Source organism: Flavobacterium sp. Root186 (assembly GCF_001428525.1).
Classification (GTDB): domain Bacteria; phylum Bacteroidota; class Bacteroidia; order Flavobacteriales; family Flavobacteriaceae; genus Flavobacterium.
Map to the genome: position 1 here is coordinate 238,178 of NZ_LMHW01000017.1, position 25,464 is coordinate 263,641.

Genomic DNA, 25,464 nt, shown 5'->3' on the forward strand with positions numbered 1-25,464 from the left:
AATAGAGTTTGTGAATTCGAGGCAAAAGAAAAATAACATGAATATTAAAAATATATACTGCACTTTAATAGTTCTGTTCTTCTGCATTATTAAAACAAATGCACAGGAAGTTTTGACTATTGAAGAAGCAATGAGAATCGCTTTAGAGAATAATTTTGAAATTAAAATTGCCAAAAATAATTCGACAATAAGCGAAACAAATGTTACCGTAGGAAATGCTGGTATTCTGCCAACAGCAACAGCTAATATTGTAGACAACAACAGTGTTACAAACTCAACTCAGGTTCGTCAGGACGGAACATCAACTACATTAAACAATGCAAAAAACAACAATTTAACGTACGGTGTAAGTTTGGGCTGGACAGTTTTTGACGGAATGAGAATGTTTGCCAGGTATGATCAGTTAAAAGAACTTCAAAAACTAGGCGACGCCGAATTAAAAAGAACAATTCTCGTAAAAATTGGTCAGGTAAATGCTGCTTATTATGATTTGGTACAGCAACAGCATCAATTGGCCGCTTTAGATACTACAATCGTAATTTCAAAACAAAGAGTAGAACTGGCACAAAACCGTTTCACCATTGGTAAAGCTTCAAAATTAGAAGTTTTAAATGCACAGGTCGATTTAAATACAGATCAGGTTACTTTATTGAGACAAAAAGAATCGTATGCCAATGCTAAAATATTATTGAACCAATATTTAGCCCGTGATCCTAAAATTAATTTCAAAGTAACTGATTTAGTTACTGTTGATAACAAACTGGTTTTAGCCGATTTAATGAATTTAGCACAAAAACAAAATCCGGCATTGGAATCACAAATCATCAATAAACGTATTGCAGAATTACAGCTGAAGCAAGTAAAAGCAAGCCGATACCCAACTGTAAATTTAACTTCTGGTTATAATTTTGCCGAAAGCCAGTCAAGTTTAGGATTTACAAGCGAAAACTCTTCAAGAGGTTTTACATATGGTTTTAATGCTTCTATGAATATTTTTGACGGATTTAACCAGCATCGAAATGAAAAAGTAGCCAAGCTTCAAATTGAAAATTCTCAAATCGCTATTGATCAGCAAAATATGATTTTGAATACACAATTAAGCACTGCTTTTCAAACCTATTTAACCAATTTAGAATTGATTGATTTAGAAGAAAATAACGAAGCGATTGCCAGACAAAATTTAGAAATTACTTTAGATAAATTCAGAATTGGAACTATCACAACCATTGATTTTAGAACCGCTCAGCTGAATTATGTAAATGCAAAAGTTCGCTACAGCAACGCACAATACGAAGCAAAATTATCTGAAATTGCCTTAAAAGAATTAGCAGGAAATATTAATTTTTAAACTAATTTTGTTTTAAAACAAACTTAGATGATCTCTTATAATACCAAAGACTGGTTTACATTTATATTCCATTTTCATAAATCAGATACCGTTAGAAAACTATTACCAATAATGGCTGCTATAGGTGTTTATTCCGCAACCGTTGGGTATCTGGAAGTTGAATACTTTAAAGTTGGTAAAAACGATTACATACACAACATTCCTATTATGCATGGAATGCTTGGTTTTGTAATTTCGTTATTGCTGGTTTTTAGAACAAACACCGCTTATGACCGTTGGTGGGAAGGACGTAAACTTTGGGGAGGCCTTGTAAACAGCAGCCGTAATCTTGCTATAAAACTTTCGGCTATTTTAAAAGACGAAAACGACAGGAGTTTCTTTAGAAAATTCATCCCATTATATGCTGATATTCTTCACAAACATTTAAAAGATGCTGACACCAGTAAACAGCTTTTTGAAGATGTTGATTTAGAAATAGACCACCATAAACACAAGCCAAATCAGCTGAAAAAAATCATGTATCATAAAATCAATGATTTATATGATGCAAAAAAAATTACTGGTGATCAATTAATCATTTTAAATGACGAACTGCAATCTTTTACAGATATCTGTGGAGCCTGTGAACGCATAAAAAACACACCTATTCCCTACTCTTACAGTGCCTTTATCAAGAAATTTATCTTCTTCTATACTATGACGCTTCCGTTTGGATATTCTATTAGTTTGGGATATTTTGTAGCACCCGTTGTTGTTTTTATATTTTATGTTTTAGCGAGTTTAGAACTTATTGCAGAGGAAATTGAAGATCCGTTTGGAGACGACGAAAATGATCTTCCAACAAAAAAGATTTCCGAAAACATCAAAAAACACATTGAAGAATTGATTTAAACAAACTAAAACTCAAAAGAATAACGTATAATTTTGAGCTTACTAAACGTTTTAAGGCAGAAAAACCAAATAAATTCTTTCTTACTACAATTCTCAATCCTTATATTTGTATCCTGATAAAAGAATAAAACTAACATGAAAATATCTTATAACTGGTTAAAACAATTCATTAAAACGGATTGGACATCTGAGCAAACATCTGAATTATTGACAGATTTGGGTCTTGAAGTTGAAGTTGTTGAAAAATACCAGTCAATTAAAGGCGGATTAGAAGGCGTTGTTGTAGGACATGTACTTACCTGCGAAAAACACCCTGATGCAGACAGATTAAATGTTACAACTGTAAATATTGGTTTAGAAGCTCCTGTACAAATTGTATGCGGTGCCGCGAATGTTGCTGCCGGACAAAAAGTTCCTGTTGCGACAATTGGAACTGTTTTATATGATAAAGAAGGCGTTGAATTTACTATTAAAAAAGGTAAAATTCGCGGACAGGAAAGCCACGGAATGATTTGTGCCGAAGATGAATTAGGTCTTGGTACTGGTCACGACGGAATTATGGTTTTGGATGAAAATCTGGTTCCGGGAACTAAAGCTTCTGAAGTTTTTCAAATTGCAGATGATGAAGTTTTCGAAATTGGTTTAACGCCAAATCGTGCCGATGCGATGAGCCACTATGGAACTGCACGCGATTTAAGAGCCGGAATGCTTCAAAGAGGTGTAAATGTAGAACTGATTACACCTTCTGTAAGCAATTTTAGAGTTGATATGCGTACACTTAAAATTGATGTTAATGTTGAAGAACCAGCTTTAGCACCAAGATATTGCGGTGTAACTATTTCTGGAATTACGGTTCATGAATCACCAAAATGGCTTCAGGATCGTTTAAAAGCAATTGGTTTAACTCCAAAAAATAATATTGTCGATGTTACTAATTATGTTTTACATGAATTAGGACAGCCGCTTCACGCTTTTGATGCTGCAAAAATTACCGGAAAAGTAATTGTAAAAACATTGCCTGAAGGAACAAAATTTACGACTCTTGATGATGTTGAAAGAACATTACATGCTGAGGATTTAATGATTTGTGACGAAAAAGGCCCGCTTTGCATCGCAGGTGTTTTTGGAGGAAAAAAATCCGGCGTTACAGACGGAACAACTTCTATTTTCTTAGAAAGTGCTTATTTTGATGCTGTAAGCGTTCGTAAGACTGCCAAAAGACATCAATTGAATACCGATGCTTCTTTTAGATTTGAAAGAGGAATTGACCCAACTATTACAGAATATGCTTTAAAACGTGCTGCTATCTTAATTCAGGAAGTTGCAGGTGGAAAAATCACATCAGATGTTGTTGAAGTTTATCCTAAAAAAGTAGAAGATTTTTCGGTTTTATTGAATTTCAGCCACGTTTCTAAAATCATCGGACAGGAAATTCCAAAAGATACCATCAAAAAAATCCTGGTTTCTTTAGATATTAAAGTAAACAGCGTTTCTGATACCGGTTTAGGTTTAACTATTCCGGCATATCGTGTAGACGTACAAAGAGAAATTGATGTTATCGAAGAAATTCTAAGAGTTTATGGTTACAATAATATTGAGTTTTCTAAAAAATTCAACGCAACGGTAGCTAATTCTCCAAGAACAGAAGATTATAAAGTACAAAATGTTATCGCTTCTCAATTGAACTCACAAGGTTTTCATGAAATGATGGCAAACTCTTTAACAACAGCTGCATATGCAAAATTATCGACTGTTTTAAAAGAAGAGCATAATGTAACAATGCTGAATCCCTTAAGCAGTGATTTAGCAACAATGCGTCAATCGTTGTTGTTTTCTGCTCTTGAAGCGATTTCCTATAATATTAACCGAAGAAATTCTGATCTAAAATTATTTGAATTCGGAAAATCCTATCACAAATACTTAAACGGTTACGAAGAGCACAAACATTTAACTTTGTCTATTTCAGGAAACAGAAATAAAGAAAGCTGGACAGCGCCGCAAAAAGGAACTGATTTCTTCTTGTTGAAAGGGTATGTAAAAGCTATTCTTGCTCGTTTGGGAATTGAAAAAATTTCGAATGCTCCGGTACAGTCTGATGTTTTCTCAGAAGGAACATCTATTTGCTACAACAACGATACATTAGTTGAAATGGGAGTGGTTAAAAAATCGATTTTAAAACATTTCGGAATTAAGCAAGATGTTTATTATGCAGATTTCAACTGGGATTTGATTTTAAAAATCATTACAGGAAAAATTAAATATACCGAAATTCCTAAATACCCGGAAGTTCGCAGAGATTTAGCTTTGTTAATCGATGAAAAAACTACTTACGAAAGTGTTTTTAATTTGGCAAGACAAACGGAAAAAGCACTTTTAAAAGACATTAATCTATTTGATGTGTATCAGGGAGACAAACTTCCGGCAGGTAAAAAATCGTATGCATTGAGCTTTACAATTCAGGATAATACAAAAACGCTTACTGATGCTCAGATTGATAAAATCATGTCTAAACTACAACAGACTTTTGAAACTGAACTTGGTGCAAGCTTAAGATAAATCTTAAAGTTATTAAACAACAAAACCCGACAAGTATAAACCTGTCGGGTTTTTTATTTTGTTTCAAGTTTCAGGTTTCAGGTGGCTGCCTGAGTATCATTTTACCATAAAATTCGCAAAGAATTTCACAAAGCTTTTGAAAGTTTTTGTGACCCACATCTTCAAAAAATTTCTTTCTTTACGTAATCCTTTGCGGACTTTGAGGTTAATTAACAAGCTGCCAAGCCTGAAACCTTAAACACCAAAAAATAAAAAAAACTTACTAACTAATTAAATATCTATTCCAAATTTGGTCTCCAAGTTTCTGAATTCCTGTTCCCAGATTTTCAGTTTCTAATTTTTGACGTGAATTATCATCAAAAATAATTTCAAGATAAATTCTTCCGTATTCTTCACTTACATTCCATCTCCCGGTCTCTTTTTGAGAAGATTCACTTGGTGCATACAAACCTCCGCCAGAAACACTTCTAAAAGATTCTTTTAAATAAACTGCACTAAAATCTGAATACAAATAAATAGCGTACTTTATTTCTTCATACCAGCCTCCGCCAGAATAATCTCTGTCGCTGTTTGCTCTTTCCAGACGGAGCACTTTATTAGATAAAGTGTTTACCATTTGATTGACTAAATAACTCATAATCTAAATTGTTAATTATTGATTGTTAGTTATAAATTTTCACTCTGACTTCTTCTGCTGAAAGAATTTTCTTTACTGCTGTTTACGTGCTTTTGGCATCCCTTTTCGCTCTAAAAAATTGACATCGTAAAATTATTTAATTACAAAATAGTATTGTGCAGTATTTTAACCCGTTTTTTTAGATAATTTTACCTGAAGAAAAAAGGGTATTTTTCCCCTTGTATTGTTTTTAGGCATCAAATAATTTTGTCGTCTACAATTAAAAAAACTGTAAACTAAACCATTAACCAATTAAATTAAAAATAACAATGAAAAATCCACCCGCAAAACCAAATCAGTTAATAACTAAAGAATTTGCAAAGCAATTAAATGTTAACTACAACACTAAAAAAGCGGCATCCTTAACCGGTAAACGTGCTAAAAAAGAAGATGCAAATGCTGTTTGGTATTCATTAGAAGCTTTAGAAAGTTATATTCACTATATTAAAACCAATGGCGCAAAAGACGGATATAACGTAGATGGAATACGTTTTTATTTTGGTGTATATCCAGATGATGAACAACACGGTGAAAAAGCCGGATTAACAACCCTATTCTTGGTTCCGACAGGAAAAAAAGTTGAAGATAATACCGCAAAGATTCAAAGTTTTGCAATGGTGCAAGAATCAGCTCCAGCTGATATTCAAAGTCTTGAACCTATGAATTACGGTAATATCGGAAGACCGCCAAGCTTAATCTATTAATAAAACTATGTTTGAATTTTTAAGATCGTATATCATTTATTTAGCTTTATTATCAGGAGGCATCGGATTAATTTCAATGCATAAATTACCTGGTAATAAAGCTAAATTTTTAGTAATTTTAATCTTTTTTTCTGCACTAATAGAATTAGTGGGATATTATTTTACCTATTTGACAGGCTTATTAAATTATTATGTCTATAATTTCTATATGTTTGTCAGCTTTTCTGCCTATATACTACTGCTGCGCAGTCTTTTGTCGAAGATAAATTACAGGATGACGGCAGTTTACTTTTTAATTCTGTTTATTGTTTCATTTTTTTTAAACATTATTTATTTTAAAGAGGATACAAATCGTTCCTTTACATACAGTTTTGCTATAGGTGTAATGTTAGTATTAATATTATCCTGCTTATATTTGGTGGAGATTTTTAATTCAGACAAAATTTTAAATTTCAAACGATCTGTTTTTTTCTGGTACATTTTAGGAATACTGGTTTTTCATGTTCCTTTTACGCCTTTTATGCTGGCTATTAATTGGTTTCTTATCAAACAAGATGAATCAGTATTTAGTCTCGTATTGTTTATCTTGAATTTTTTAGCACATAGCTGCTACATTATAGGATTTTTATGGAGCGAAAAGAAATACAATTATTAGTAATTTCATTAGGTATTGTTTTTTTTACTTTACTGGCCGTTGTACTTGTACTTTTCTTTTATTTTTTAAAGAAAAAGAACAGCTATCTCGTCGAAAAAATGGAATCTGAGATGTATTTTCAATCTGAATTGGTAAAAACCCGCATCGAAATTAAAGATCAGACGCTCTCTGAAATCAGTAAAGAACTTCATGATAATATTGGCCAGATTATATCGGTTGGAATTATGCAGCTCAATATGTCAATAAGCAGTAAAAGTATTCAGGTTGAAGAATTAAAAGATCTTAAAAATGTTTTAGCAAAAGCATTAGACGAACTCAGAATTTTATCCCGTATTATCAGCAAAGATAATTTACTGCAAAGCAATTTTATTGAAGCTATAAAACAGGATTTAATACGTATAAAAAAACTTAGAAAAATTCAGTACCGTTATAATTTAGTTGGAGAAATTCCGAAGATAAGCGAAGAACATGATTTGTTCATTTACCGAATCTTTCAGGAAGCTTTACACAATAGTTTAAAACATTCTCACAGCGATTTATACGAAGTAAATATTGTAACAACTGAAAACCTTTTCCAATTAAAATTAAAGGATTTCGGAATTGGCTATGATCCTCTTAAAGCAAATTCCGGACAAGGATTAACTAACATGAAACTGCGGGCTAAACTTATTGGAGCTCAATTGATCATGGAATCAGATTCATCAGGAACAACCGTAACTTTAGAATACCCTTTAACCACAACCAATGAAACCGAATACTAAAAGTAAAATTATTATTGTCGACGATCATCAGCTTTTTTCCCAGTCATTAGAACTTTTGATAAAAAGTTTTGGAGACTACGATGTTATTGAACGATTTGAAAACGGAAAGGTGTTTATTTCTTACCTACAGGAAAATCCGGATACTAATATCGATCTGGTATTATTAGATGTTAATATGCCCGTTTTAGATGGTCTAAGCACCATGAAATGGATTAAGGAAAACAGACCTAATTTAAAAGTAATTGCACTTTCTGTAAACGACGATGAGGAAATCATTATAAAAATGATTACAAACGGTGCAAAAGGTTATTTATTGAAAGATACATCACCCGAAATTTTTAAGGAAGCTATTGAATGTGTTATTGAAAAAGGCTTTTATTTTACCGAATTGGTTTCGGGAATGCTAGTCAATAAAGTCAACAGCGACAATAAAAAAATCAGTTTAAAAGAAAAAGAACTGGTATTTATAAAACATGCCTGTACTGAAATGACATATAAAGAAATTGCCTCAGAAATGTGTTTAAGTCCCAAAACTATTGACGGCTACAGGGAATGTTTGTTTGATAAATTAGAGATAAAAACGAGAATAGGTTTAGTTTTGTACGCTGTTAAACATAAAATTGTGTTTGTTTAGTAAGACAGCGCTGCAAAAATTGGAAACTCTTTTATTTTTTCCCTTCCGTTAAGGAAAGTCAGTTCCATTAAAAAATTGCATTGAACGATTTCGCCGCCTAATTTTTGTACCAATTCGCAAACCGCTTTTGCAGTTCCGCCAGTTGCCAGAACATCGTCGTGAATTAATATTCGGTCTCCTTTTTGAATTGCGTCAGTATGCATTTCAAGACTGTCTGTACCATATTCTAATTCATATGAAGCTGAAATAGTTTCATAAGGCAGTTTTTTAGGTTTCCTTACCGGAATAAATCCTGCGTTTAGTTCTTGTGCCAATAACATTCCGAAGAAAAAACCACGACTTTCTGCACCTACTACCTTATCAATTTTCTGTCCGTTAAGAGAATTTACCAAAAGAGATAAGCATTCCTGCCTTGCTTCAACGTCATTTAACAGCGGAGTGATATCTTTAAATAAAATTCCTTCTTTAGGAAAGTCCTGAATATCACGTATATAATTTTCAATCTTCATTTTTTTTTATTTTTCTGTATTTTTTTGCTTGTTTATCTCACATTTATCTCTATATTTGCACCCGCAAACAGCGTTCAACAAAGCTACAAAAATTAGCTCAATGAAACAAAAAGGCCTCGTGGCGCAACTGAATAGCGCATCTGATTACGGCTCAGAAGGTTACTGGTTTGAATCCAGTCGAGGTCACTACTCGGGACAAAAGAAAAAAATCATCTTTTGTCCCGTTTTTTTTTGCCCGTAATCTATTGTTTACCAAATAGATACAGTTGACCATTTCATTGATTCGGGTGGTGCGGATTTTATTTTCTTGAAATGTGAAATTTTCGGGAAAAATTAAACCAATTACTTCTCTAGAATCAGCTAAAGTCCCACCATCAAAGGCTTCACCTAGCTTTAAAAGATTTTCCAATCCAGTCGCCGTTAAGTGCTCTATACTGGCTCTATCGTCTTCCACATTTCCAATGTCTTTTTCCAATTTACTAATAATTGCATTGTACTCGATTTTCATAAGATTGTAATCTTCAGCATCGATTTTCTCGGTAACTAATAAATTTCTGGCTACTGATAATTTCTTTTCATAAACTGCAATCTGCTCAAGGGACTTCTTTTTTTCGCCAGCTATTACTCCAGTATGTTCTCTGTAACCTTCAAGCAAAACTGCAGTATATAATTTCTTAACTTCTTCTAAAGGTTTAAATTTATTTAAATGGTCTTTAAAAATCTTGTTAGCTATTTCGGAATTCACTCTCCATTTACAAACTTTATCACAGTGATAATAATAGTAATATTTATTTCTTCCTTTACATTTACTTCCTGTTAACTTCTGACCGCACTTTGGACAAAGAAAAAAACCTCTCAAAGGAAAATTCTCAATAGTCTTAATTTTCGGCCTATATGTCCGTGCTTTACTGTCAAGAACATCCTGTACACGATAAAACAATCCCTCACTGATAATTGGCTCATGCTGTCCATTGACCCATTTCTCCTCTTCATCTCTGTACTTAGGAACAACAATCTTTCCACAATAAAGTGGATTTCTTATGATAAGCCATAAGTTATTCTTAGAGATAGCAAAGCCTTTTTCTTTAGCCATTTGATAAATAGATTCAGTACTAAAAATATTTTTAGCAATCTGTTCAAAGATCCAAATAACTTTTACAGCTTTATCCGGTACAATGGCAATATATTTTTTCCCATCTTCCGTTATTTTATTTGCGTATCCATAGGGAGCCATGCCCATATGCCTGCCTTCTTTCTTACCACGTCTAAGACCTTGGAATGTATTTAGTGCCCTCCGGTCGTTCTCAACTTCAGGTGCCGCCAGATAAAATGCAAGCATCATCTTGTTTTCCGGAACGCTAAGGTCAAGTGGCTGCTCTATAGCCTGCGGCTCCACCCCCAGTTTCCTTAACAGATTAATCATTTGGTAAGCATCACCTGCATTACGGCTGAACCTGTCCCACTTCATAAAAAGAACCAAACTAATTTTATTTTTATTTTTTTTTACTTCAGTTAGAAATTTTTTCCATTGCGGCCTGTTAAAAGTCTTTGCTGAATGATCTTCATAAATTACATTACGTATCTGTATTTGGTTTATACTGCAATATTTTCTCAGCATTTCCTCCTGATTACGTTGGGAGAAGCCCTTTTCAGCTTGCTCGTCGGTACTCACACGAATATATAAATCGGCTATCTTGCTCATTTTGTTTCATTTAAATGTTTCAACACAACGATATTAGCAATTATTCTTAAGAAATACAAGATTTCCTCTGCTTGTTCAATAGTTAAATCTAATCCCTCAGATCGAAGCATTTGCAAAGCTTTATCTGGGGTCAACTTTGAATTACTGTAGTCAATATCTTTCTCCATAATCACACTTTTTAAAATTGATAAAAATGTAATTTAAATGCAGAAATGCTTCAAATATAAGTATCAGCAGTACTTGTCTTTGTAAGGAAGTCTATTTCCGCGAATCTTTGATCAATGCTAGGAAAGATATCGAAAAAATAATAACCAAATTTAGGTCGATATAACTACGACAAAGTACTTTGTTTTGAAGTTATTAAGAGATAGTTTACCAAGTGACAAAATAAAAAATTAAGGTCATTGCCAAAAATATTGTAAGGCGAAATTGTGATGAGTAAGCGACAACATTCTTTGCTAATTTGATCTATAGCAAATATTCTAAGATTCTAAATAAATAGCCTATAATCATATGTTTTACCTTCAAATCTTGCAAGTAATTTTCCAATACGAGCAATCTGATTCGACGAATTAATAGTCGCTGGCAATTTGGAATATAAATCAAACGAATTCCAATTCATTTTTGTTAGTCCTAAAATCTCAATTGCAATCGTGTTCAAATCTGATTCTCCGTAATGTCTTGTAATTTTGATAGGTGCCGGAATACTCCTTCCTCCTAAGTAATACTTATGAATTGGATTTTTGACAGAAGGTACAATTCCATGAGTCCATAATAGGGCTTCATATTTATTTGTAATTATACACGTTCCTCGCGATATTGGAAATTTATCTATACCTAGTAAACCATTAAACACATTCATTGATAAAAAACGAGCCTCAGTTTCGTAGTTAATTTCTATTAAATCAATTTTTGTTATACCTGCCATATTTAGACTAGCAGTAATCCCCTTAATCTCATCATTTGTGAATTTTGTCCTTTTATGTATTACAACTCTTTCAGGCAATCGATCTAATGAATTATAGAAAAGTTCTCTAATTGAAACTCCAAATTGAAATGCATCATTATAAGACATAAACGGATTTGACTGTTTATCTAAAATATAATTATCAACTTTTGATAATTTGTATTTTAATCCTTGACCATTGGAGTCGTAAATATGACTACAACCGATTACAACTTCAGTATCATTTGAATTCTTTTTAATACTATAACCGATTCCTGCATATGCCGTATTCTTTTCTTGATTATTTAAAACCCAAGGTGTTCTTAATGACTTTACATAAAAAGATAATGATAACCACCAATATACTTGACACTTTAATCTATCACTTAAAGTTTCTTCTCTAATTAACTGGGTAGAAACACCTTTAGAAGCTGAAAAAGCTTTTATATAATCATGCAAATCAAAATCCTCTCCGTTTTCTTGAAAACTTTCAAATGCCTGCCATTCCTTTGGTATGAAAATTACAATTGTATGTTGACTCTGAATATTAATAATTTGTTCAATTTTTGAGGTTATTAGTCTCGCCACAATGATTGCATTTTCACTATCACTCTTATTAGATTTCTCTAAATCAATATTTATCCATTTATCGGCATCTTCATAATAGGGAATATTTATTGGGAGATTATATGCCGAAGCAAAACCAGGATATTCAATCAAAAAATCTGGATTTATATTATCCGTAGGATGTTTTAGATTTAGTTGATTTAAAAAATCGTACAAATTCTTTGAATAATTTTCACCACAAATGACAGCCAGATTAACCTCATTAGAATAAATAATTCCATTCAAGTTATTATCATACGGTCTATTATTTGTCAAAGCACGCATAGGATGATAATCTTTCGTATGAGAATTTGACAAACTGTTTTGAAATATTAATTGAGGCTCCAAATACTGAACACCTCTAAATTGAGTTAATTTATTATTATAATCAGAAGGTTTATAAACTCTATAATTAGGGTCTAAAACCATTATTTCAGCAAAAGCAGTATTTCTAGAAATTTGAAATTCAAAACCAGTTCCTGAGTTTAATGGATATTCGAATTTTAGGTTTTTATAATTAAACAAAATTGTATTCCAATATTCTAAAATTTCATCAAATTTATCGTTACGTAATTTCTCTAAAATTTCTTTACTTATTCGTTGTTTTACCTCCTTTGAAATTTCATTGTCACTTGTTATATGTATTGAAGGGCTAAAAGATATGTAACCAAATTTAGAACTTTTATCAAAATAAAACGACAAGTAAATTGCCTTATGTATTTTTTTATCCCCAAATGAATTATCACTATTTCTAAGCCAAAGCTTATCTTTTAAATTTGAATCAAATATTCCATAACTTAAAAAATGTTTAATTACAGTTTGAATCATTAAAGACCTAAATGAACTAACATTATCTATATCGAACTTTGAAATAGGGACTCTTCTAATTTCACTTTTTAAAACATTTTTAAAAACACTTGATATACCCGATAATGTACCTAGCGCATAAACTTTTCTTTTAAAAGGTATTGCACAAATGTCAGTATTATTAGTTTTATCCTTTAAAAATGACCAAGGTTTATTATCTCCGAATTCCACTTCAAATTGAAATATTTCTTTTGGAAACACAATAGCATGTAAATTACTTTTTAGATATTTATCGGTTCTGGTTATAGATTGGCTAAATTCAATTTTAGATAATTCCTCATTATTAGCCAATTTTAAAATAGAATTAAGTGATTCTAATGACATTGAATTATCTTCTAATGCAGACTTTGATAAATCTATGAGAGTTTTATCAAATCCATCAGTTGATATATAAAATGCCTCTCGTCCGGCGGTTCTTACATTCCTTATCAGTTCCTCAACCTCTGTATTAATCTTATCGCCATAACCACACCAGTAAAGCCTTCCCGTTCCTCGTTTAGTAAATGCATCATTTAAAGATTTCATTAAAGATTTATCCCTACCACTATATCCAATTACAATTAAATTTTTATCAACATGATAATTTCCGAGGTGCTCAGAAAAAGTACCATCTTGAGAATCCAATTCTTTCTCTGTATTTTTAAGTGTGCTGTATTTATAATCACCATGGAGAGAGATTGAAAGAAGCTCCCTTTTACTTTGATTGCGAAACAGTCTATCAGCATTATCTAAAGTAATCTCAATTGGAGTTAAATTACTTTGGAAAGCTGTTCTAACTGTAAGTCCATCAAAATTTGTTGTCCAAACTGATTTAATTATGTCATTCTTAGCAAGTAAACATAATGCCTTATAACCTATATAAGGTTCCTTATTCTCAAATAGACTGTGAAAATATTTTCTTCGATCATCAGCTATCGGATAAGCCATTTGCGCATAAAAACTATATTCTTCAGAAGAATCCAAAGCTGGATAGACACCTTCGTTATCTAACCATTTTTGAATACTACTTCGCACAGATTCATTCTTATGACTCTTATAAAATTCTGAAGCATTTAAATGTTTTGATAAATATATATCTTTTTTCCATTCCCAAATACAATCATATGCAGACTGAATACCTGATGTAATTGACGCTCCTGCACCTAACAAAAATGAATGAGGTGTATCAATATTTCGCTTAAATGATCTTAAAAATGCGTCATAACTTAGAAAAAGACTTTCATTATCTTCAATTGTTTTTTTTATCATAACTTAAAAATAAGTTTATTTTAAAATAATTAGGATTACCATCTTTTATAAATGCTTAGATTGTTTGATATTATCCATACTATTAGTAATAATTACTTAGAAAGAACTGAGATAATTTTCAAGATGTTTTAGCGAATTCTTATACTCATCATAATTATCTCTTATATACTTATTTGAAACGTAAACAGTCTTTTCATTTTTAGAAATTTTATGTTCACTTACTTCTGCCAATTTCAAAGAAGGAATAATCCAAAAATCAGGTGTTAACGTCAAATCTTCAATTTTTCCATGATAGCAAACTAAAGCATAAATAAGATTTGGCGCAACTTCAAATTTACCTAAATTATTAATTAGCCAATCATTTCTTTTATTAACACCTTTTACTTCAACAATACACATTGATCCTTTTGAAGTCTTTACTATAACATCAACTCCTTTTTTATTTCCTAAAGATAAATATGCTTCTTTTCCAGCACGGCACATCAAGCTCATAACAAAATATTCAGATGCCAAGTTTGTATTGTAATTATTATCTGAATTTCTCATCATTCTGTATTTTAAAGATAGTAGGCAATCAAACTTTACCTTTTGATTTATTTACTTTTATCAAATAATGCTTTAATCTGTAGCAGATATTCCGGTTTACACGCTTCTAGAATTCTTTCTTTTCTTATATCAGAAATATCTTCAATAGTTATCTCTTCTTTAATATCAAGTCTATAATTATTCCGGTCATAAATGTGAATAACTGATTCATCATCATAAAATGTATATTGATCATCTAACCCATGTTTACTAATATCCACTGTGCAAATTTCGACCTTCATAATTATTCTTGTATTATTTTAATAATATAATCTATTAAATCAATAGCCGTTCTTTGAACCATCCCTTCAGTTATAGACTTTTTTATTTCAATTAATTCCTCAATTTTTTGTTTCTCTTCCGTCTTTTCTATTACAGCGTCTATAATTTGTACAAGAACAAGTTTACCCTCTTTATTTGTTTCAGGAATGAATAACGAATTATAAACCGATTGGTGAGCAATATTATTTGGACCACCATATGAATTGCAATTAAATGCATATCGTGCTAATCCTTCATATCTAAATCCTGGATCGTATTCGTCTCCATACATTACGTAGGCCATATTTTTATTTGTTTTTATGTTCATATTTGTAGCAAATCTCCAGTAATTTTTCCTGCTTTTCTATAATTTGAATCCCGTCAAAAATTGTTTTTTATTGTTGATTTTCCTGTTTTCATTTATCTTTATTTTGTTGCTCTTCGTTAAAATTATAGGTAAATATTCTATTGCTATTATAAAATGATTGAGCTCATCTCTCTTAAAAAGCGTTGTGGATTAATCAAGATTTAATTCCAAATATACAAAACTACATTTGCTATATTTTACGTATTTCCGTAACAGCATCTTTTGGTTAGCAAATTAATTCTTTTGATAGATAAAAGATTCCAGTATAAATACCTGTTTTTAACCTTTTTAAAAAATAATAAAGAATAAAGTTGATAGAGTTTATTGAAAGTTCTGCTTGATAAATACCTATTTTAAAAAAAACAGAAAAACTATGGAAAAATTATTATGTAAAAAATCCTATTATTGTAAACCTATTTTAGGACTAAATTTAAAATGTAAATCTATTTTAGCATTAAATCTAAATATGTAAACTTTTTTCAGGACGAGACACAACAGTATTCACGAGCGAGTCACTAGCTGGGAGAGTTGGACTTAGTTCTTGATTAAAATTTGCTGCAAATCGTTTTATGATCTTTTGATATTCTTCTAATTTTTTTACAAAATCCTGATATTGAATATTGTAATCTAGATTAGTAATTTGAGCTAATTTTAATGTTTCTTTGGCTTTTGTAAAACTCGGTCTTTTGCATTCTACATTTTTATACTTTAAATAAGGACAAAAAGCATTGTACACCTGATTTCGGACTTCGGGCGTTGTCTGTGTATTACCTTCTAAACTTAATCTGTAAGCAACTTCAACTCTTTTGTCCCTGAATATTATGTCCATATACAGTGTCAAATTAATTGTTTCATTATTCGCTTTTGTTAATGTAAATTTTTCTCCACCGAACCAGAAAGCAAGCAATGGTCCTCTATTATTAGGCACTGTTCCCCATCCTGCATCAAAATGTTTTTTATAAGTATGGAAGAATTTTGCGCAAGTCCACCAATTCCATTCTTTCAGTGGTAACATTGTATAATTTTCAGCTGAAAGGTGAGCTTCATCAAAATGTTGTTCTTTTTCTAATAAATAACTATGATATTGTGTTAGTATATCATTATTGATTTGAGTTACTATAACTGGATTTAAAACTGATAAAAAGTCTTTTATTGAATAATGATGATATTGATTTTCTATTACTATTGAAAAATTGACTTGATAACCTGTTTTGAAATATATTGGTACCAGAATATCGCACAGTTTTAAATCAAGTATCTTATTTTTGTAATTCGCTAATTGCTTATTATGAACTCCTGCATGCACTTTATCTTCAATAATAATTCCATATAATTTACCTTCCATTTGAAAACTTACGAACACATCAATTTTATGAAACTGTCGTTTGACAACTAAATTTTCTATTTCAGTAAGGATAATATTTTGTTTAAAAAGAAGCGATTGCAAAAAAGACAGACCTAATTGATGCATTAATTCATTTGCCATTTTATACTTTAAGTCCGACCAATTTAACAACCAGGTAATTACAGCATCTTGTGACAATTCTTTATTAGCAAAGCTAAATATATTTGGATTTTGGTACATTTTTTAAATTTTGAATCAATTATTTATGTAACTAATTTTCAAATTAACATATAAGTTTTTTATAGAAAATGGCATTTATTTAAATTCGTATTATTATTGTAGAAAATTTATCTAAGATTAAGAGCGTGATCTCGAATTTAATGAGGCTATAAATTATTTGATTTTTAAACTCTCAAAATTTCCACAATTCATTGTATTTCTTATTGGAGTTTTTACTTTTTTAAATAGGATATTTTATACCATTTTGTCAATTTTTTTGATATTGACTCAAGTAAATCGATGTCATAATGTTTGCTAATGTAAATTAGAAAAATTGCTATGTCAGCAAGTTCTTCTTTTATTTTTCTTTGTCAATTTCAGTTAGCTGTAATTCTGTTTTCCAAAAGATAATTCTTGCAGTTCAGAAACTTCAATGTTAAGCCCAAAAAGCAAATCTTTAATATGATGAAATTGCTCCCTGTTTCTTTCGTTTCTAAAGTCATATTAAATTTATAATTTCCCTCTTCTGTTCTGTAAACTAATATTTTTCAAAGTTAGAAGAGTTTATCAATTAGAGTTTATAATAAAAAAAATGTGAGGTCAGATTTTCTTTAAGTTTTTAATAAAACTCTTTAACAATTGAGTATTTTTTTTTATCATGATAAAATTTAAAATCGTACTATAAATATTTATTTATAATTATTTTTTTTAAATCAGATGATTTTTCAATTATTAATTTTTTTTCATCAATAATCTTTTCAAACTCATTTATTTTCTTTACAATTCTAATTTGCTCCTTCAATGGTGGAAGAGGTATTCTTATATTTTCATAATAAGAAGATGGCACTCTTCTATGACCACTTGATCCAGTCATATTTTTTTCGGCTTCTTTACGAACTGATTCACGATTTAGCATTGCAAATAAAAAGTTAGGATCTACTTTTTCTTCTGTTCTAATTACGTGAAATTCTGAGCTTCCCATTCCAATTCCATTCGTTAAATCTTTTGCTAACGCACATTTACCATTTTCCATACATGGTGTAATCTTTGCAATAATTATATCATTTTCTCTAAAATAGGTATAGCTTCCTTTTCTTAAAACTTTCATTTTTTTATCAACCTTGTTAGCTATAAAACCTTTTTCACTTACTGATGCCATTTCGACAAAAGAAACATTTGTTTCGTCATCAATATGTTTTATTTCTGTTTTCGATGGATTGAAAATAGCAATATTTGAAATTTTTTCCTGTTCATGCTTTGCGTTGAATATTTTATTAATTTCATTATCTATTGATATATGTGCTTTTTCAATTTCTCTTGTTGTTCTTTCTACATCTTGATCAATCATATTGCAATCATCTACTAACTTAATTTGTATTTCCTTTTTGGGAATTGGAATTTTAACATCTTCTCTTAAAAAAGCACTGTTTAAACTTTTACCAAATGCTTTAAGACCTGAATTTTCTAAATCAATTATCTTTGCCGAAAACAAATGAAATAAATATTCATTTGTTACTACATCTTCATCAATAGGAATCAAACCTGCAATTGCTTCATTAGTATATAAATCTACTCCAGCTAATGCTGTTTTACCAATACTCAATTTAAAACTTAAGAGAGTAGTTCCTTTAGGAATTAATTTAACATTTGAATTTTCAATTCCTTCTTGTGATAACTTTTCTTTTGTATCTGTAATAATTTGTCCTTTCATTTCTGAAATAGATACCCATAAATTATTCCCTTTAAAATAATTGGAAATTCCGCGAGCGGGAGTTCCACCAATTTTTACATGAGCAACTTCTCCTAAACTTTTAATTTCCCAACGAGTGTTAAGTACCGTTTTTTTATTTGCTGCTAAATTAATTTGTTTATTAAAATCTTTACGATTAAAGTCAAGCATATCTACTAAATTGTAATAAGAGAGATGTGATGTTAATTTTTCAGAAATTTCTAATTCATTTGAATTAAAATTCTCGAGTATGTATTTGTTTATTTTATTAAAATCATTTGTCTCATTTGAATTGTAAAGGAGTGTATTAACACTTTGTAATCCATAGAGTTTTTCAATCATTTCTTTTGCTTCATCATCATCAATGTCAGAAGAATCAAAATTTTGATTGATATACTTGATTCCTTCGTTACCTTTAGCATTACTCCATTTATAGCCTAAGAATTCTTGTTGCTCCTTTGTGCTAGTACCATACTTTACGACTAGCACTTTTTGCTTATTTTCAGACCCAATAACATAAAAGTAAAGCTTATCCTTTTCTATATTGTGTAAATAAGCATTAAATCTCTTATTTAATTCCGTTTCTTGTTCGTAAACTTTTTTTGACTTGAAAGTTCGTTGTTTTAAAAGGTTTTTAATTTCACTCTGATTGTCAAATGCCTTCTTATATTCAATAAAAATTTCAGTATTTAACAAAGCTAAAGTTGGCTTACCTATTAATAAAGATTTATATTCGTTTTCATCAATCCCAATATGACTGCAATATTGACTAATTTTATATATATCTTCATAATTTTTTTCAGTTTCATTATTACTAAACCAACTCTCCACCCGGTACTTCCAATGATCAGTAGGTGATGGATTATTAATTTTTCTTCTTAAAAAAAGAGTCACTGTGTTTGTTCCAGTTTTTCCAAATGTTTGAGAACCAAATTCAACAATTGAAATTACATCAAAATAATTTAAAATAATTTCCCTTGTTTTTACATAAATGTTACTATCATTTGTTAATATTGATGCAGGTAAAATAATGGCAGCAACACCTTCAGGCTTTAATAGCTGTTTCGCTCTCTCAATAAAAAATGTTTCAATGCTATTATTACTAATTAAACTTTTAAAATCTACTGTACTTAATAAAGTAAATTTTTTACGTTCTTCCTCTGATAAAGTTTGCAAAAATCCTTTAACGCTATATGGTGGATTTGCAACAAGGATTGAAAAACTTTCGTCCTCAACTTTTGAATGCTTACCTAATGCATCTGCATATGTTATACGAATATCATCTTGACCATACATAAAAGCAGAGACCTTTGCCACTTTTGATAATCTATATTCCTTTTCAATTCCTATTATTTGTCCGTAATATTCCTCAATACTAAAATCTGTGTTTTTATCTATGAAAGGCTTAATTTGCAAAGCTAATTCATTTAAAAAATGCCCAGCTCCACATGCATAATCTATTGCTTTTGGGGGCAATTCATTACTTTTTATAATATTTTCTAATGGTAAAGATTTAATAATAAATTTTACTATAGGCATTGGGGTAAAAAACTGTCCTTCTGACTGTTTAACACCATTATCAAGAAAACCTTCAAACATATCGCCTAGAAACTGATTTTGTGTTTCAGAAGTTAATCTTATATCTTGAAGCATTTTAACGACGTCTAATAAAACAACTGAATTTTGATAAAATAAACTTTCGTTGTGCACATCAATAAAAGAAAAATCACTATTCTTAAAATATTTTAGTTGCCTGAAAAATTTTAAGATTGTTTCCTGAGTAGAATCTGGATCGTTTTTTACATACCTAAAAGCACTAACAATTTCAGAACGATTTACATTAGTAATCTTTTCTTCTAAAAATTTGTCCATACCTATTTGATACAAATTTTGCAATCTATCTTGTAATTCAAAGTAACTATCATTTGCAATTCCTTTCCAACAAAATTTTAAATCCTCAGGATTTTCGTATTCATCAACAACCTTACATAAAAATAAATTAACTAGTTTATCAAAAGCATTTTCCCGGCCAGAGACATTATATCTACGCATTATACTGGCAAATTCATGATACTTACTTTGAATATCTTTACTTCCGATCTTTTTTAAGTCTTTTAATTTGTGCTTTTGTTTTCCAACTTTATATGGTTCAATATCCTCTTCAAAAATCCCTTTTGTTTCAAAATATAAGTCATAAGTATATCTCCATGCATAATATATATCTTCAACATCAAGAGCTTTTGCTTGTTCGAAAGAAAGAGGCTTTTTGTCTATTAAACTCTCAAGTAAATTTTGATTATCTTTAAGTGATATAATATACGAATTATATATTACTTTTTTATTGTCAAGATCTGATGAATATAAGCAAACATATTGGGTCGAACCAGCCTGTTTTGCGTAACTCAACATTTGACCTCCATTTAATTTTGTGTTTTCCCATTCTTTTTTGAACTCATATCCGTCAGTTTTACATTCAATTATTAAAAAAGATTTTTGTGTATTATCTTTAATTAATATATCTGCTCGACCGCCACTTGCACCATGACCAACTTTCCACTTTGGTTCTAATTCAATATGTTCAGGTTTGTATCCTTTTTCAAAAAGTCTATTTACACATTCAAAAACAACAAAATTCTCGGGAGAAGAAAAATTACAAGTCTGTCTTTCATTAATTATAAAATTACTTTCCTCAGGATAAATAAGTTCACTTTTATTAAAATCAACTTTTAAATGTGCATTTGGATTGTCTATATAATTTTTAAAATAAATATTATCTTTCTCTTGAAAATTTAACGCTTGTAATAAAACTTTAAAATTATCTTTATTTATCATCTATTGAATTCAATTTTTTATAAAGCAAATTTAGTTTTTTTTAGCTATAAATATTTTATAATGTCCTTTTAAAAAGGATTATCTACAAATAATTAAATTACAATAAGTTGTTATTTGTTCGAAGAAGATTTGAACCTAACTGGTAATTGATTCTAATCCACTGTTGATGAAAGTAAATGATTTCAACTTCTTATTAATATTTCTATGAGTTAAAATAAAAAAGATGCCTAGGCATCTTTTTTATTTATATCGCTTTCTCTGGCCAAAAATCTTTAGGAGAACAATTGAGTACCTTTGCTATTAAATTCAAAGTAATCACATTGTATTTAGCCTTTTTTGATCGAGCTTCTATCTGGGATATGAAGGTGATGTTTTTACCAATTGATAATGACAATTGTTCTTGAGTAAAACCTTTAGTTTCTCTAATTTCTCTTACTTTTAAGATTAAATATTTTTCTATTTCATCTAGTGATTCATGCATAATCAAAGTGACATAAAAAACTTGTAAAATATTATGTACCATAGTACATATTTTAAATAAATTTATATATTTGTATTTCAATTACATCCAAAAATGTAATTTTGCGATTCTTCATGAAAACATTTGAAGCATTCGCTTTGAATCTCGTTATCAAAAACTGGTAATTTTTACGCACGAGATGATAAGTAAGATGCTCACGTCTTATGGCGTGGGCTCACTTATTCGTGCGTGGGTATACCAGTACCTTGATAGCGTTTAAGATGAGTTCCGCGCCTTTTTTATGGCCAGAACTCTCTTATTATTCATAGCAAATCACTCTTCTTATTTTTAAAAGTTTCGCATTAAAAAAGTCGAACCTTTTAAAACTATCATTGCCTGTGTATTAAAAAAATCTTACTTATGTTATATTAAGCCGTTTACTTAATACATAAAAAAGGCCCTCTATCAGGCGATCAAACTAGAATAGAGGGCCATAGCTAATCAAATCATATTTAACTAACCAATCCCAAAATTATGAATATTTTTTCATTTCCAAAGGGTGGAAGAGCTCTCTATTGCCTAATTTTTCTAGGCTTCCTACTGTCTTTTTCACCAATGTCTGCCAAAAATCAATCTCGGCATAGCACTTCATTTCCCCAACAACATAAGGTTCAGGGTGCTGTCACAGATGGCACTAATCCCCTTCCTGGTGTAACCATTACTATTAAAAACAAAAAAAGCATTGCCGTTATTTCAGACTACAGCGGTCAGTTCTCTCTCACCTGCTCTCCTAATGATACACTTGTAGTATCTTATATTGGCTTTAAAACTGCGCTTGTTCCCATTCAGGGACGCTCCGTTACAAACATTATACTATCCTACGATACTACAACACTTCAGGAAGTACGAATAAATGCCGGATATTACTCAGTCAAAGAAAGCGAACGAACAGGTAGCATAGCCAAAATATCATCAAAAGACATTGAAAAGCAGCCTGTTTCCAACTTACTGGCCACAATGCAGGGACGCATGGCGGGGGTCGATATAATACAGGATTCAGGAACTCCAGGCACAGGCTTTCAGATTAAAATCAGGGGAATGAACAGTCTGCGCGAAGATGGAAACCAGCCTTTGTATATTATCGACGGCGTCCCTTATTCTTCCGACATAATAGGATACAGCAATACCAATTCGGGAGTTCCAACCTCGACAGGACCTCTGAACAGCATTAATCCAAATGACATTGAAAGCATAGAGGTACTCAAAGATGCGGATGCCACTTCCATTTATGGATCAAGGGGAGCAAACGGAGTGGTCTTGATCACAACCAAAAAAGGAAAAGCAGGAAAAACCACCTTTACGCTTAACGCCTCCACCGGCGCGGGATGGATAACTGCAATGGTGCCTCTAATGAATACCTCCGAATATCTTGAAATGAGAAGACAGGGTTTTTCCAATGACGGGATTGCTTCCTATCCAGCCACCGCTTATGACATTAACGGCACATGGGATCAGAACAGATACACCGACTGGCAGAAAGAGCTATTGGGAGGCACCTCAGCGATAACCAACCTGCAGGCTTCCATTACAGGAGGCTCTGATCTCACCCAATATCTTTTAAGCGGCACCTACAGAACCGAAACCACCGTATTACCTGGAGATTTCGGATATGACAAAGGAGCTGTGCATTTCAATATGAACCACAGCAGCGAGGACAAAAGATTCAAACTCTCTTTTTCAGCAGGCTACACCTTTCAAAATAACGTGCAGCCTGGAACCGATCTTACCCGCATTGCCAGAACATTGGCCCCTAATGCTCCTGCATTGTATGACAGTCAGGGAAATCTAAATTTTGAAAACAACACTTTCAGAAACCCGCTTGCACAGCTGCGAGGAATAAATACTGCCAAGATAAATGATCTGGTGGCTAACTCAGTGCTTAGCTACAACATAACACCGCATTGGGAAATCAAAGCTAATTTGGGTTTCACAGACTTGAAAAATTCGGAGCAGCGTCTGTTGCCTTCCACCATGAACAACCCGGCATTAAACATCGGAAGCAGCAGGTCATCCATCTATACCAATCTTACCTCAAGGCAGTCTTGGATAATGGAACCACAGATCAGATGGTTTCATGATTTTATAAACAGCTCCATTGACATTCTTCTTGGTGGGACTGCACAGCAGCAGTCAACAGCAAGACTATACCAGTCTGGCAGAGGTTTTGCAAGCAATAGCCAAATTACTGACCTCTCTGCTGCAGTTACGAAATCTATACTTGCAAATGATGAAATTCTATATAAATATCAGGCATTCTTTGGAAGAGTGAATTACAATTTCAAAGAAAAATACATCCTGAATCTAACCGCAAGAAGAGACGGTTCTAGCAGGTTCGGTCCAGGCAAGCAGTTTGCCGCTTTTGGTGCTGCAGGTGCAGCGTGGATATTTTCTAAAGAAGGTTTTATTGAAGAAGACTCTTTTCTGAGTTTCGGCAAACTGCGTGCAAGCTACGGCACAACCGGAAGCGACCAAATCGGAGACTATCAGTATCTGGATACCTATACAACCTCTGGAAACGCATACAATGGGATTGTGGGAATGGATCCTACAAGGCTTTTCAATCCAAATTTCAGCTGGGAAATTAATAGAAAACTTGAAATAGCGCTTGAGACTGGATTTTTCGACGACAGATTATTTTTTACTGCCGCAGGATACAGAAACAGGTCTTCCAACCAGCTGGTGGGCATACCGCTTCCTGCCACGACAGGATTCACCTCCGTAAGTGCAAATCTGGATGCCGTTGTAGAAAATTCAGGCCTCGAATTTACCTTGCGAACACTCAACTTCAGCAGTCCTAATTTTAAATGGTCTACCAATTTCAATATTACTGTGGCCAGAAACAGGCTCGTTTCATTTTCTGGACTGGAAGGTTCAACGTATTCCAGTAAATACGTCATCGGAAGGCCAACCACAATAGCAAAGACCTATCAGTTTAATGGTGTGAATCCATCAACAGGAATCTATGAGTTTGAAGATGTAAACAAAGATGGCATGATATCCATAGAAGACCGGCAGACTATAGTTGACCTTACACCGGAATACTACGGAGGACTGCAAAATACCATCCAGTATAAGCGTCTCCAACTCGACTTTCTTCTCCAGTATGTCAAACAGCAGAATTACGAATACAGTTCTTATGTCCCTGGTGGAAGTTTTATAAACCAGCTGGCCGATATGGTTCATGCGTGGAAAAATCAGGGTGATATTACACCTTATCAGATCAATACCTCTGGCCAGAACAGCGCTGCTGTAAATGCGTATTACAATTACTCCGACAGTAATGCTGGCATTGTCGATGCTTCCTACATCCGTTTGAAAAATATTTCGCTAAGCTATGATCTGCGACTGGAAACTACCAAAGGAGTGCAATGCAGGCTATCACTGCAAGGACAAAATCTTCTCACTTTCACGCCATACAAAAATGGAGATCCAGAATTTAGATTTAGCGGATATCTGCCTCCTTTACAAATATTAACGGCCGGCGTTCAGCTAACTTTTTAACT

At 31.8% G+C, this 25,464-nt stretch carries 18 protein-coding genes and 1 tRNA gene; 8 read left to right on the forward strand and 11 right to left on the reverse strand.

Going from position 1 to position 25,464, the window contains the following annotated elements:
• Positions 1 to 37 precede the first annotated feature (37 nt).
• The 3 genes from ASD98_RS23275 to pheT all read left to right on the forward strand — a co-directional run bounded on the left by ASD98_RS23275 (position 38) and on the right by pheT (position 4,795).
• Entirely contained in the window at positions 38 to 1,348 is a 1,311-nt protein-coding gene (locus tag ASD98_RS23275; protein ID WP_056209606.1) for a TolC family protein, read from the forward strand.
• Positions 1,349 to 1,375: 27 nt separating this feature from the next.
• A complete protein-coding gene (locus ASD98_RS23280) occupies positions 1,376 to 2,239 on the forward strand; it encodes a bestrophin family protein (protein ID WP_056209610.1) in 864 nt (287 codons plus the stop codon).
• A gap of 135 nt (positions 2,240 to 2,374) precedes the next feature.
• Positions 2,375 to 4,795, forward strand: a complete 2,421-nt coding sequence (pheT, locus tag ASD98_RS23285) for a phenylalanine--tRNA ligase subunit beta (protein ID WP_056209613.1) — start codon at positions 2,375 to 2,377, stop codon at positions 4,793 to 4,795.
• A 262-nt stretch (positions 4,796 to 5,057) separates the two neighbouring features.
• Here pheT and ASD98_RS23290 read toward each other — a convergent pair whose 3' ends face one another.
• The gene (locus ASD98_RS23290) at positions 5,058 to 5,432 is read right to left on the reverse strand and encodes a hypothetical protein (protein ID WP_056209615.1); all 375 of its coding nucleotides are present in this window, start codon (positions 5,430 to 5,432) and stop codon (positions 5,058 to 5,060) included.
• A gap of 308 nt (positions 5,433 to 5,740) precedes the next feature.
• On the opposite strand from ASD98_RS23290, the gene ASD98_RS23295 reads away from it, so the two are divergent.
• The 3 genes from ASD98_RS23295 to ASD98_RS23310 all read left to right on the forward strand — a co-directional run bounded on the left by ASD98_RS23295 (position 5,741) and on the right by ASD98_RS23310 (position 8,225).
• On the forward strand, positions 5,741 to 6,175 hold the full coding sequence (locus ASD98_RS23295; protein WP_056209620.1) for a hypothetical protein: 435 nt from the start codon (positions 5,741 to 5,743) through the stop codon (positions 6,173 to 6,175).
• Between the two features lie 627 nt (positions 6,176 to 6,802).
• Positions 6,803 to 7,591: a sensor histidine kinase gene (locus ASD98_RS23305; RefSeq protein WP_056209629.1), complete on the forward strand. Its 789-nt coding sequence runs from the start codon at positions 6,803 to 6,805 to the stop codon at positions 7,589 to 7,591.
• The gene (locus ASD98_RS23310; RefSeq protein ID WP_056209633.1) at positions 7,575 to 8,225 is read left to right on the forward strand and encodes a response regulator transcription factor; all 651 of its coding nucleotides are present in this window, start codon (positions 7,575 to 7,577) and stop codon (positions 8,223 to 8,225) included. The genes ASD98_RS23305 and ASD98_RS23310 overlap by 17 nt, the downstream gene beginning before the upstream one ends.
• Here the strand turns inward: ASD98_RS23310 and ASD98_RS23315 are convergent.
• The gene (locus ASD98_RS23315) at positions 8,222 to 8,734 is read right to left on the reverse strand and encodes an adenine phosphoribosyltransferase (protein ID WP_056209636.1); all 513 of its coding nucleotides are present in this window, start codon (positions 8,732 to 8,734) and stop codon (positions 8,222 to 8,224) included. The genes ASD98_RS23310 and ASD98_RS23315 overlap by 4 nt on opposite strands.
• Positions 8,735 to 8,846: 112 nt before the next feature.
• Between ASD98_RS23315 and ASD98_RS23320 the strand changes: the two genes are divergently transcribed.
• Positions 8,847 to 8,920 (forward strand) — tRNA-Arg (locus tag ASD98_RS23320).
• Here ASD98_RS23320 and ASD98_RS23790 read toward each other — a convergent pair.
• From ASD98_RS23790 to ASD98_RS23355, 9 genes are all read right to left on the reverse strand, one after another.
• Entirely contained in the window at positions 8,886 to 10,436 is a 1,551-nt protein-coding gene (locus tag ASD98_RS23790) for a recombinase family protein (RefSeq protein ID WP_082577925.1), read from the reverse strand. The genes ASD98_RS23320 and ASD98_RS23790 overlap by 35 nt on opposite strands.
• The gene (locus ASD98_RS24070) at positions 10,433 to 10,603 is read right to left on the reverse strand and encodes a hypothetical protein (protein ID WP_157849163.1); all 171 of its coding nucleotides are present in this window, start codon (positions 10,601 to 10,603) and stop codon (positions 10,433 to 10,435) included. Before ASD98_RS24070 ends, ASD98_RS23790 begins: the two co-directional genes overlap by 4 nt.
• Positions 10,604 to 10,926: 323 nt before the next feature.
• The gene (locus ASD98_RS23325; RefSeq protein WP_056209640.1) at positions 10,927 to 14,103 is read right to left on the reverse strand and encodes an SIR2 family protein; all 3,177 of its coding nucleotides are present in this window, start codon (positions 14,101 to 14,103) and stop codon (positions 10,927 to 10,929) included.
• 96 nt (positions 14,104 to 14,199) lie between these two features.
• A complete protein-coding gene (locus ASD98_RS23330) occupies positions 14,200 to 14,649 on the reverse strand; it encodes a hypothetical protein (RefSeq protein WP_056209643.1) in 450 nt (149 codons plus the stop codon).
• A 47-nt stretch (positions 14,650 to 14,696) separates the two neighbouring features.
• Positions 14,697 to 14,930, reverse strand: a complete 234-nt coding sequence (locus ASD98_RS23335) for a hypothetical protein (protein WP_056209645.1) — start codon at positions 14,928 to 14,930, stop codon at positions 14,697 to 14,699.
• 2 nt (positions 14,931 to 14,932) lie between these two features.
• Positions 14,933 to 15,277 (reverse strand): hypothetical protein, encoded by a 345-nt coding sequence (locus ASD98_RS23340; protein WP_056209648.1) that lies wholly within the window; start codon positions 15,275 to 15,277, stop codon positions 14,933 to 14,935.
• Between the two features lie 499 nt (positions 15,278 to 15,776).
• Positions 15,777 to 16,901 (reverse strand): PD-(D/E)XK nuclease family protein, encoded by a 1,125-nt coding sequence (locus ASD98_RS23345; RefSeq protein WP_056209656.1) that lies wholly within the window; start codon positions 16,899 to 16,901, stop codon positions 15,777 to 15,779.
• Positions 16,902 to 17,559: 658 nt separating this feature from the next.
• Positions 17,560 to 21,441 (reverse strand): N-6 DNA methylase, encoded by a 3,882-nt coding sequence (locus tag ASD98_RS23350; protein WP_056209659.1) that lies wholly within the window; start codon positions 21,439 to 21,441, stop codon positions 17,560 to 17,562.
• 244 nt (positions 21,442 to 21,685) lie between these two features.
• Positions 21,686 to 21,964, reverse strand: a complete 279-nt coding sequence (locus ASD98_RS23355; RefSeq protein WP_242412157.1) for a helix-turn-helix domain-containing protein — start codon at positions 21,962 to 21,964, stop codon at positions 21,686 to 21,688.
• A 471-nt stretch (positions 21,965 to 22,435) separates the two neighbouring features.
• On the opposite strand from ASD98_RS23355, the gene ASD98_RS23360 reads away from it, so the two are divergent.
• Complete coding sequence (locus ASD98_RS23360; protein ID WP_056209664.1) at positions 22,436 to 25,462, forward strand: SusC/RagA family TonB-linked outer membrane protein; 3,027 nt, start codon at positions 22,436 to 22,438, stop codon at positions 25,460 to 25,462.
• Positions 25,463 to 25,464 lie beyond the last annotated feature (2 nt).

Coding starts and splice junctions, on each gene's coding strand:
- ASD98_RS23275 (WP_056209606.1), top strand. CDS start 38: ATGAATATTAAAAATATATACTGCACTTTAATAGTTCTGTTCTTCTGC.
- ASD98_RS23280 (WP_056209610.1), top strand. CDS start 1,376: ATGATCTCTTATAATACCAAAGACTGGTTTACATTTATATTCCATTTT.
- pheT (WP_056209613.1), top strand. CDS start 2,375: ATGAAAATATCTTATAACTGGTTAAAACAATTCATTAAAACGGATTGG.
- ASD98_RS23290 (WP_056209615.1), bottom strand. CDS start 5,432: ATGAGTTATTTAGTCAATCAAATGGTAAACACTTTATCTAATAAAGTG.
- ASD98_RS23295 (WP_056209620.1), top strand. CDS start 5,741: ATGAAAAATCCACCCGCAAAACCAAATCAGTTAATAACTAAAGAATTT.
- ASD98_RS23305 (WP_056209629.1), top strand. CDS start 6,803: ATGGAGCGAAAAGAAATACAATTATTAGTAATTTCATTAGGTATTGTT.
- ASD98_RS23310 (WP_056209633.1), top strand. CDS start 7,575: ATGAAACCGAATACTAAAAGTAAAATTATTATTGTCGACGATCATCAG.
- ASD98_RS23315 (WP_056209636.1), bottom strand. CDS start 8,734: ATGAAGATTGAAAATTATATACGTGATATTCAGGACTTTCCTAAAGAA.
- ASD98_RS23790 (WP_082577925.1), bottom strand. CDS start 10,436: ATGAGCAAGATAGCCGATTTATATATTCGTGTGAGTACCGACGAGCAA.
- ASD98_RS24070 (WP_157849163.1), bottom strand. CDS start 10,603: ATGGAGAAAGATATTGACTACAGTAATTCAAAGTTGACCCCAGATAAA.
- ASD98_RS23325 (WP_056209640.1), bottom strand. CDS start 14,103: ATGATAAAAAAAACAATTGAAGATAATGAAAGTCTTTTTCTAAGTTAT.
- ASD98_RS23330 (WP_056209643.1), bottom strand. CDS start 14,649: ATGAGAAATTCAGATAATAATTACAATACAAACTTGGCATCTGAATAT.
- ASD98_RS23335 (WP_056209645.1), bottom strand. CDS start 14,930: ATGAAGGTCGAAATTTGCACAGTGGATATTAGTAAACATGGGTTAGAT.
- ASD98_RS23340 (WP_056209648.1), bottom strand. CDS start 15,277: ATGAACATAAAAACAAATAAAAATATGGCCTACGTAATGTATGGAGAC.
- ASD98_RS23345 (WP_056209656.1), bottom strand. CDS start 16,901: ATGTACCAAAATCCAAATATATTTAGCTTTGCTAATAAAGAATTGTCA.
- ASD98_RS23350 (WP_056209659.1), bottom strand. CDS start 21,441: ATGATAAATAAAGATAATTTTAAAGTTTTATTACAAGCGTTAAATTTT.
- ASD98_RS23355 (WP_242412157.1), bottom strand. CDS start 21,964: ATGGTACATAATATTTTACAAGTTTTTTATGTCACTTTGATTATGCAT.
- ASD98_RS23360 (WP_056209664.1), top strand. CDS start 22,436: ATGAATATTTTTTCATTTCCAAAGGGTGGAAGAGCTCTCTATTGCCTA.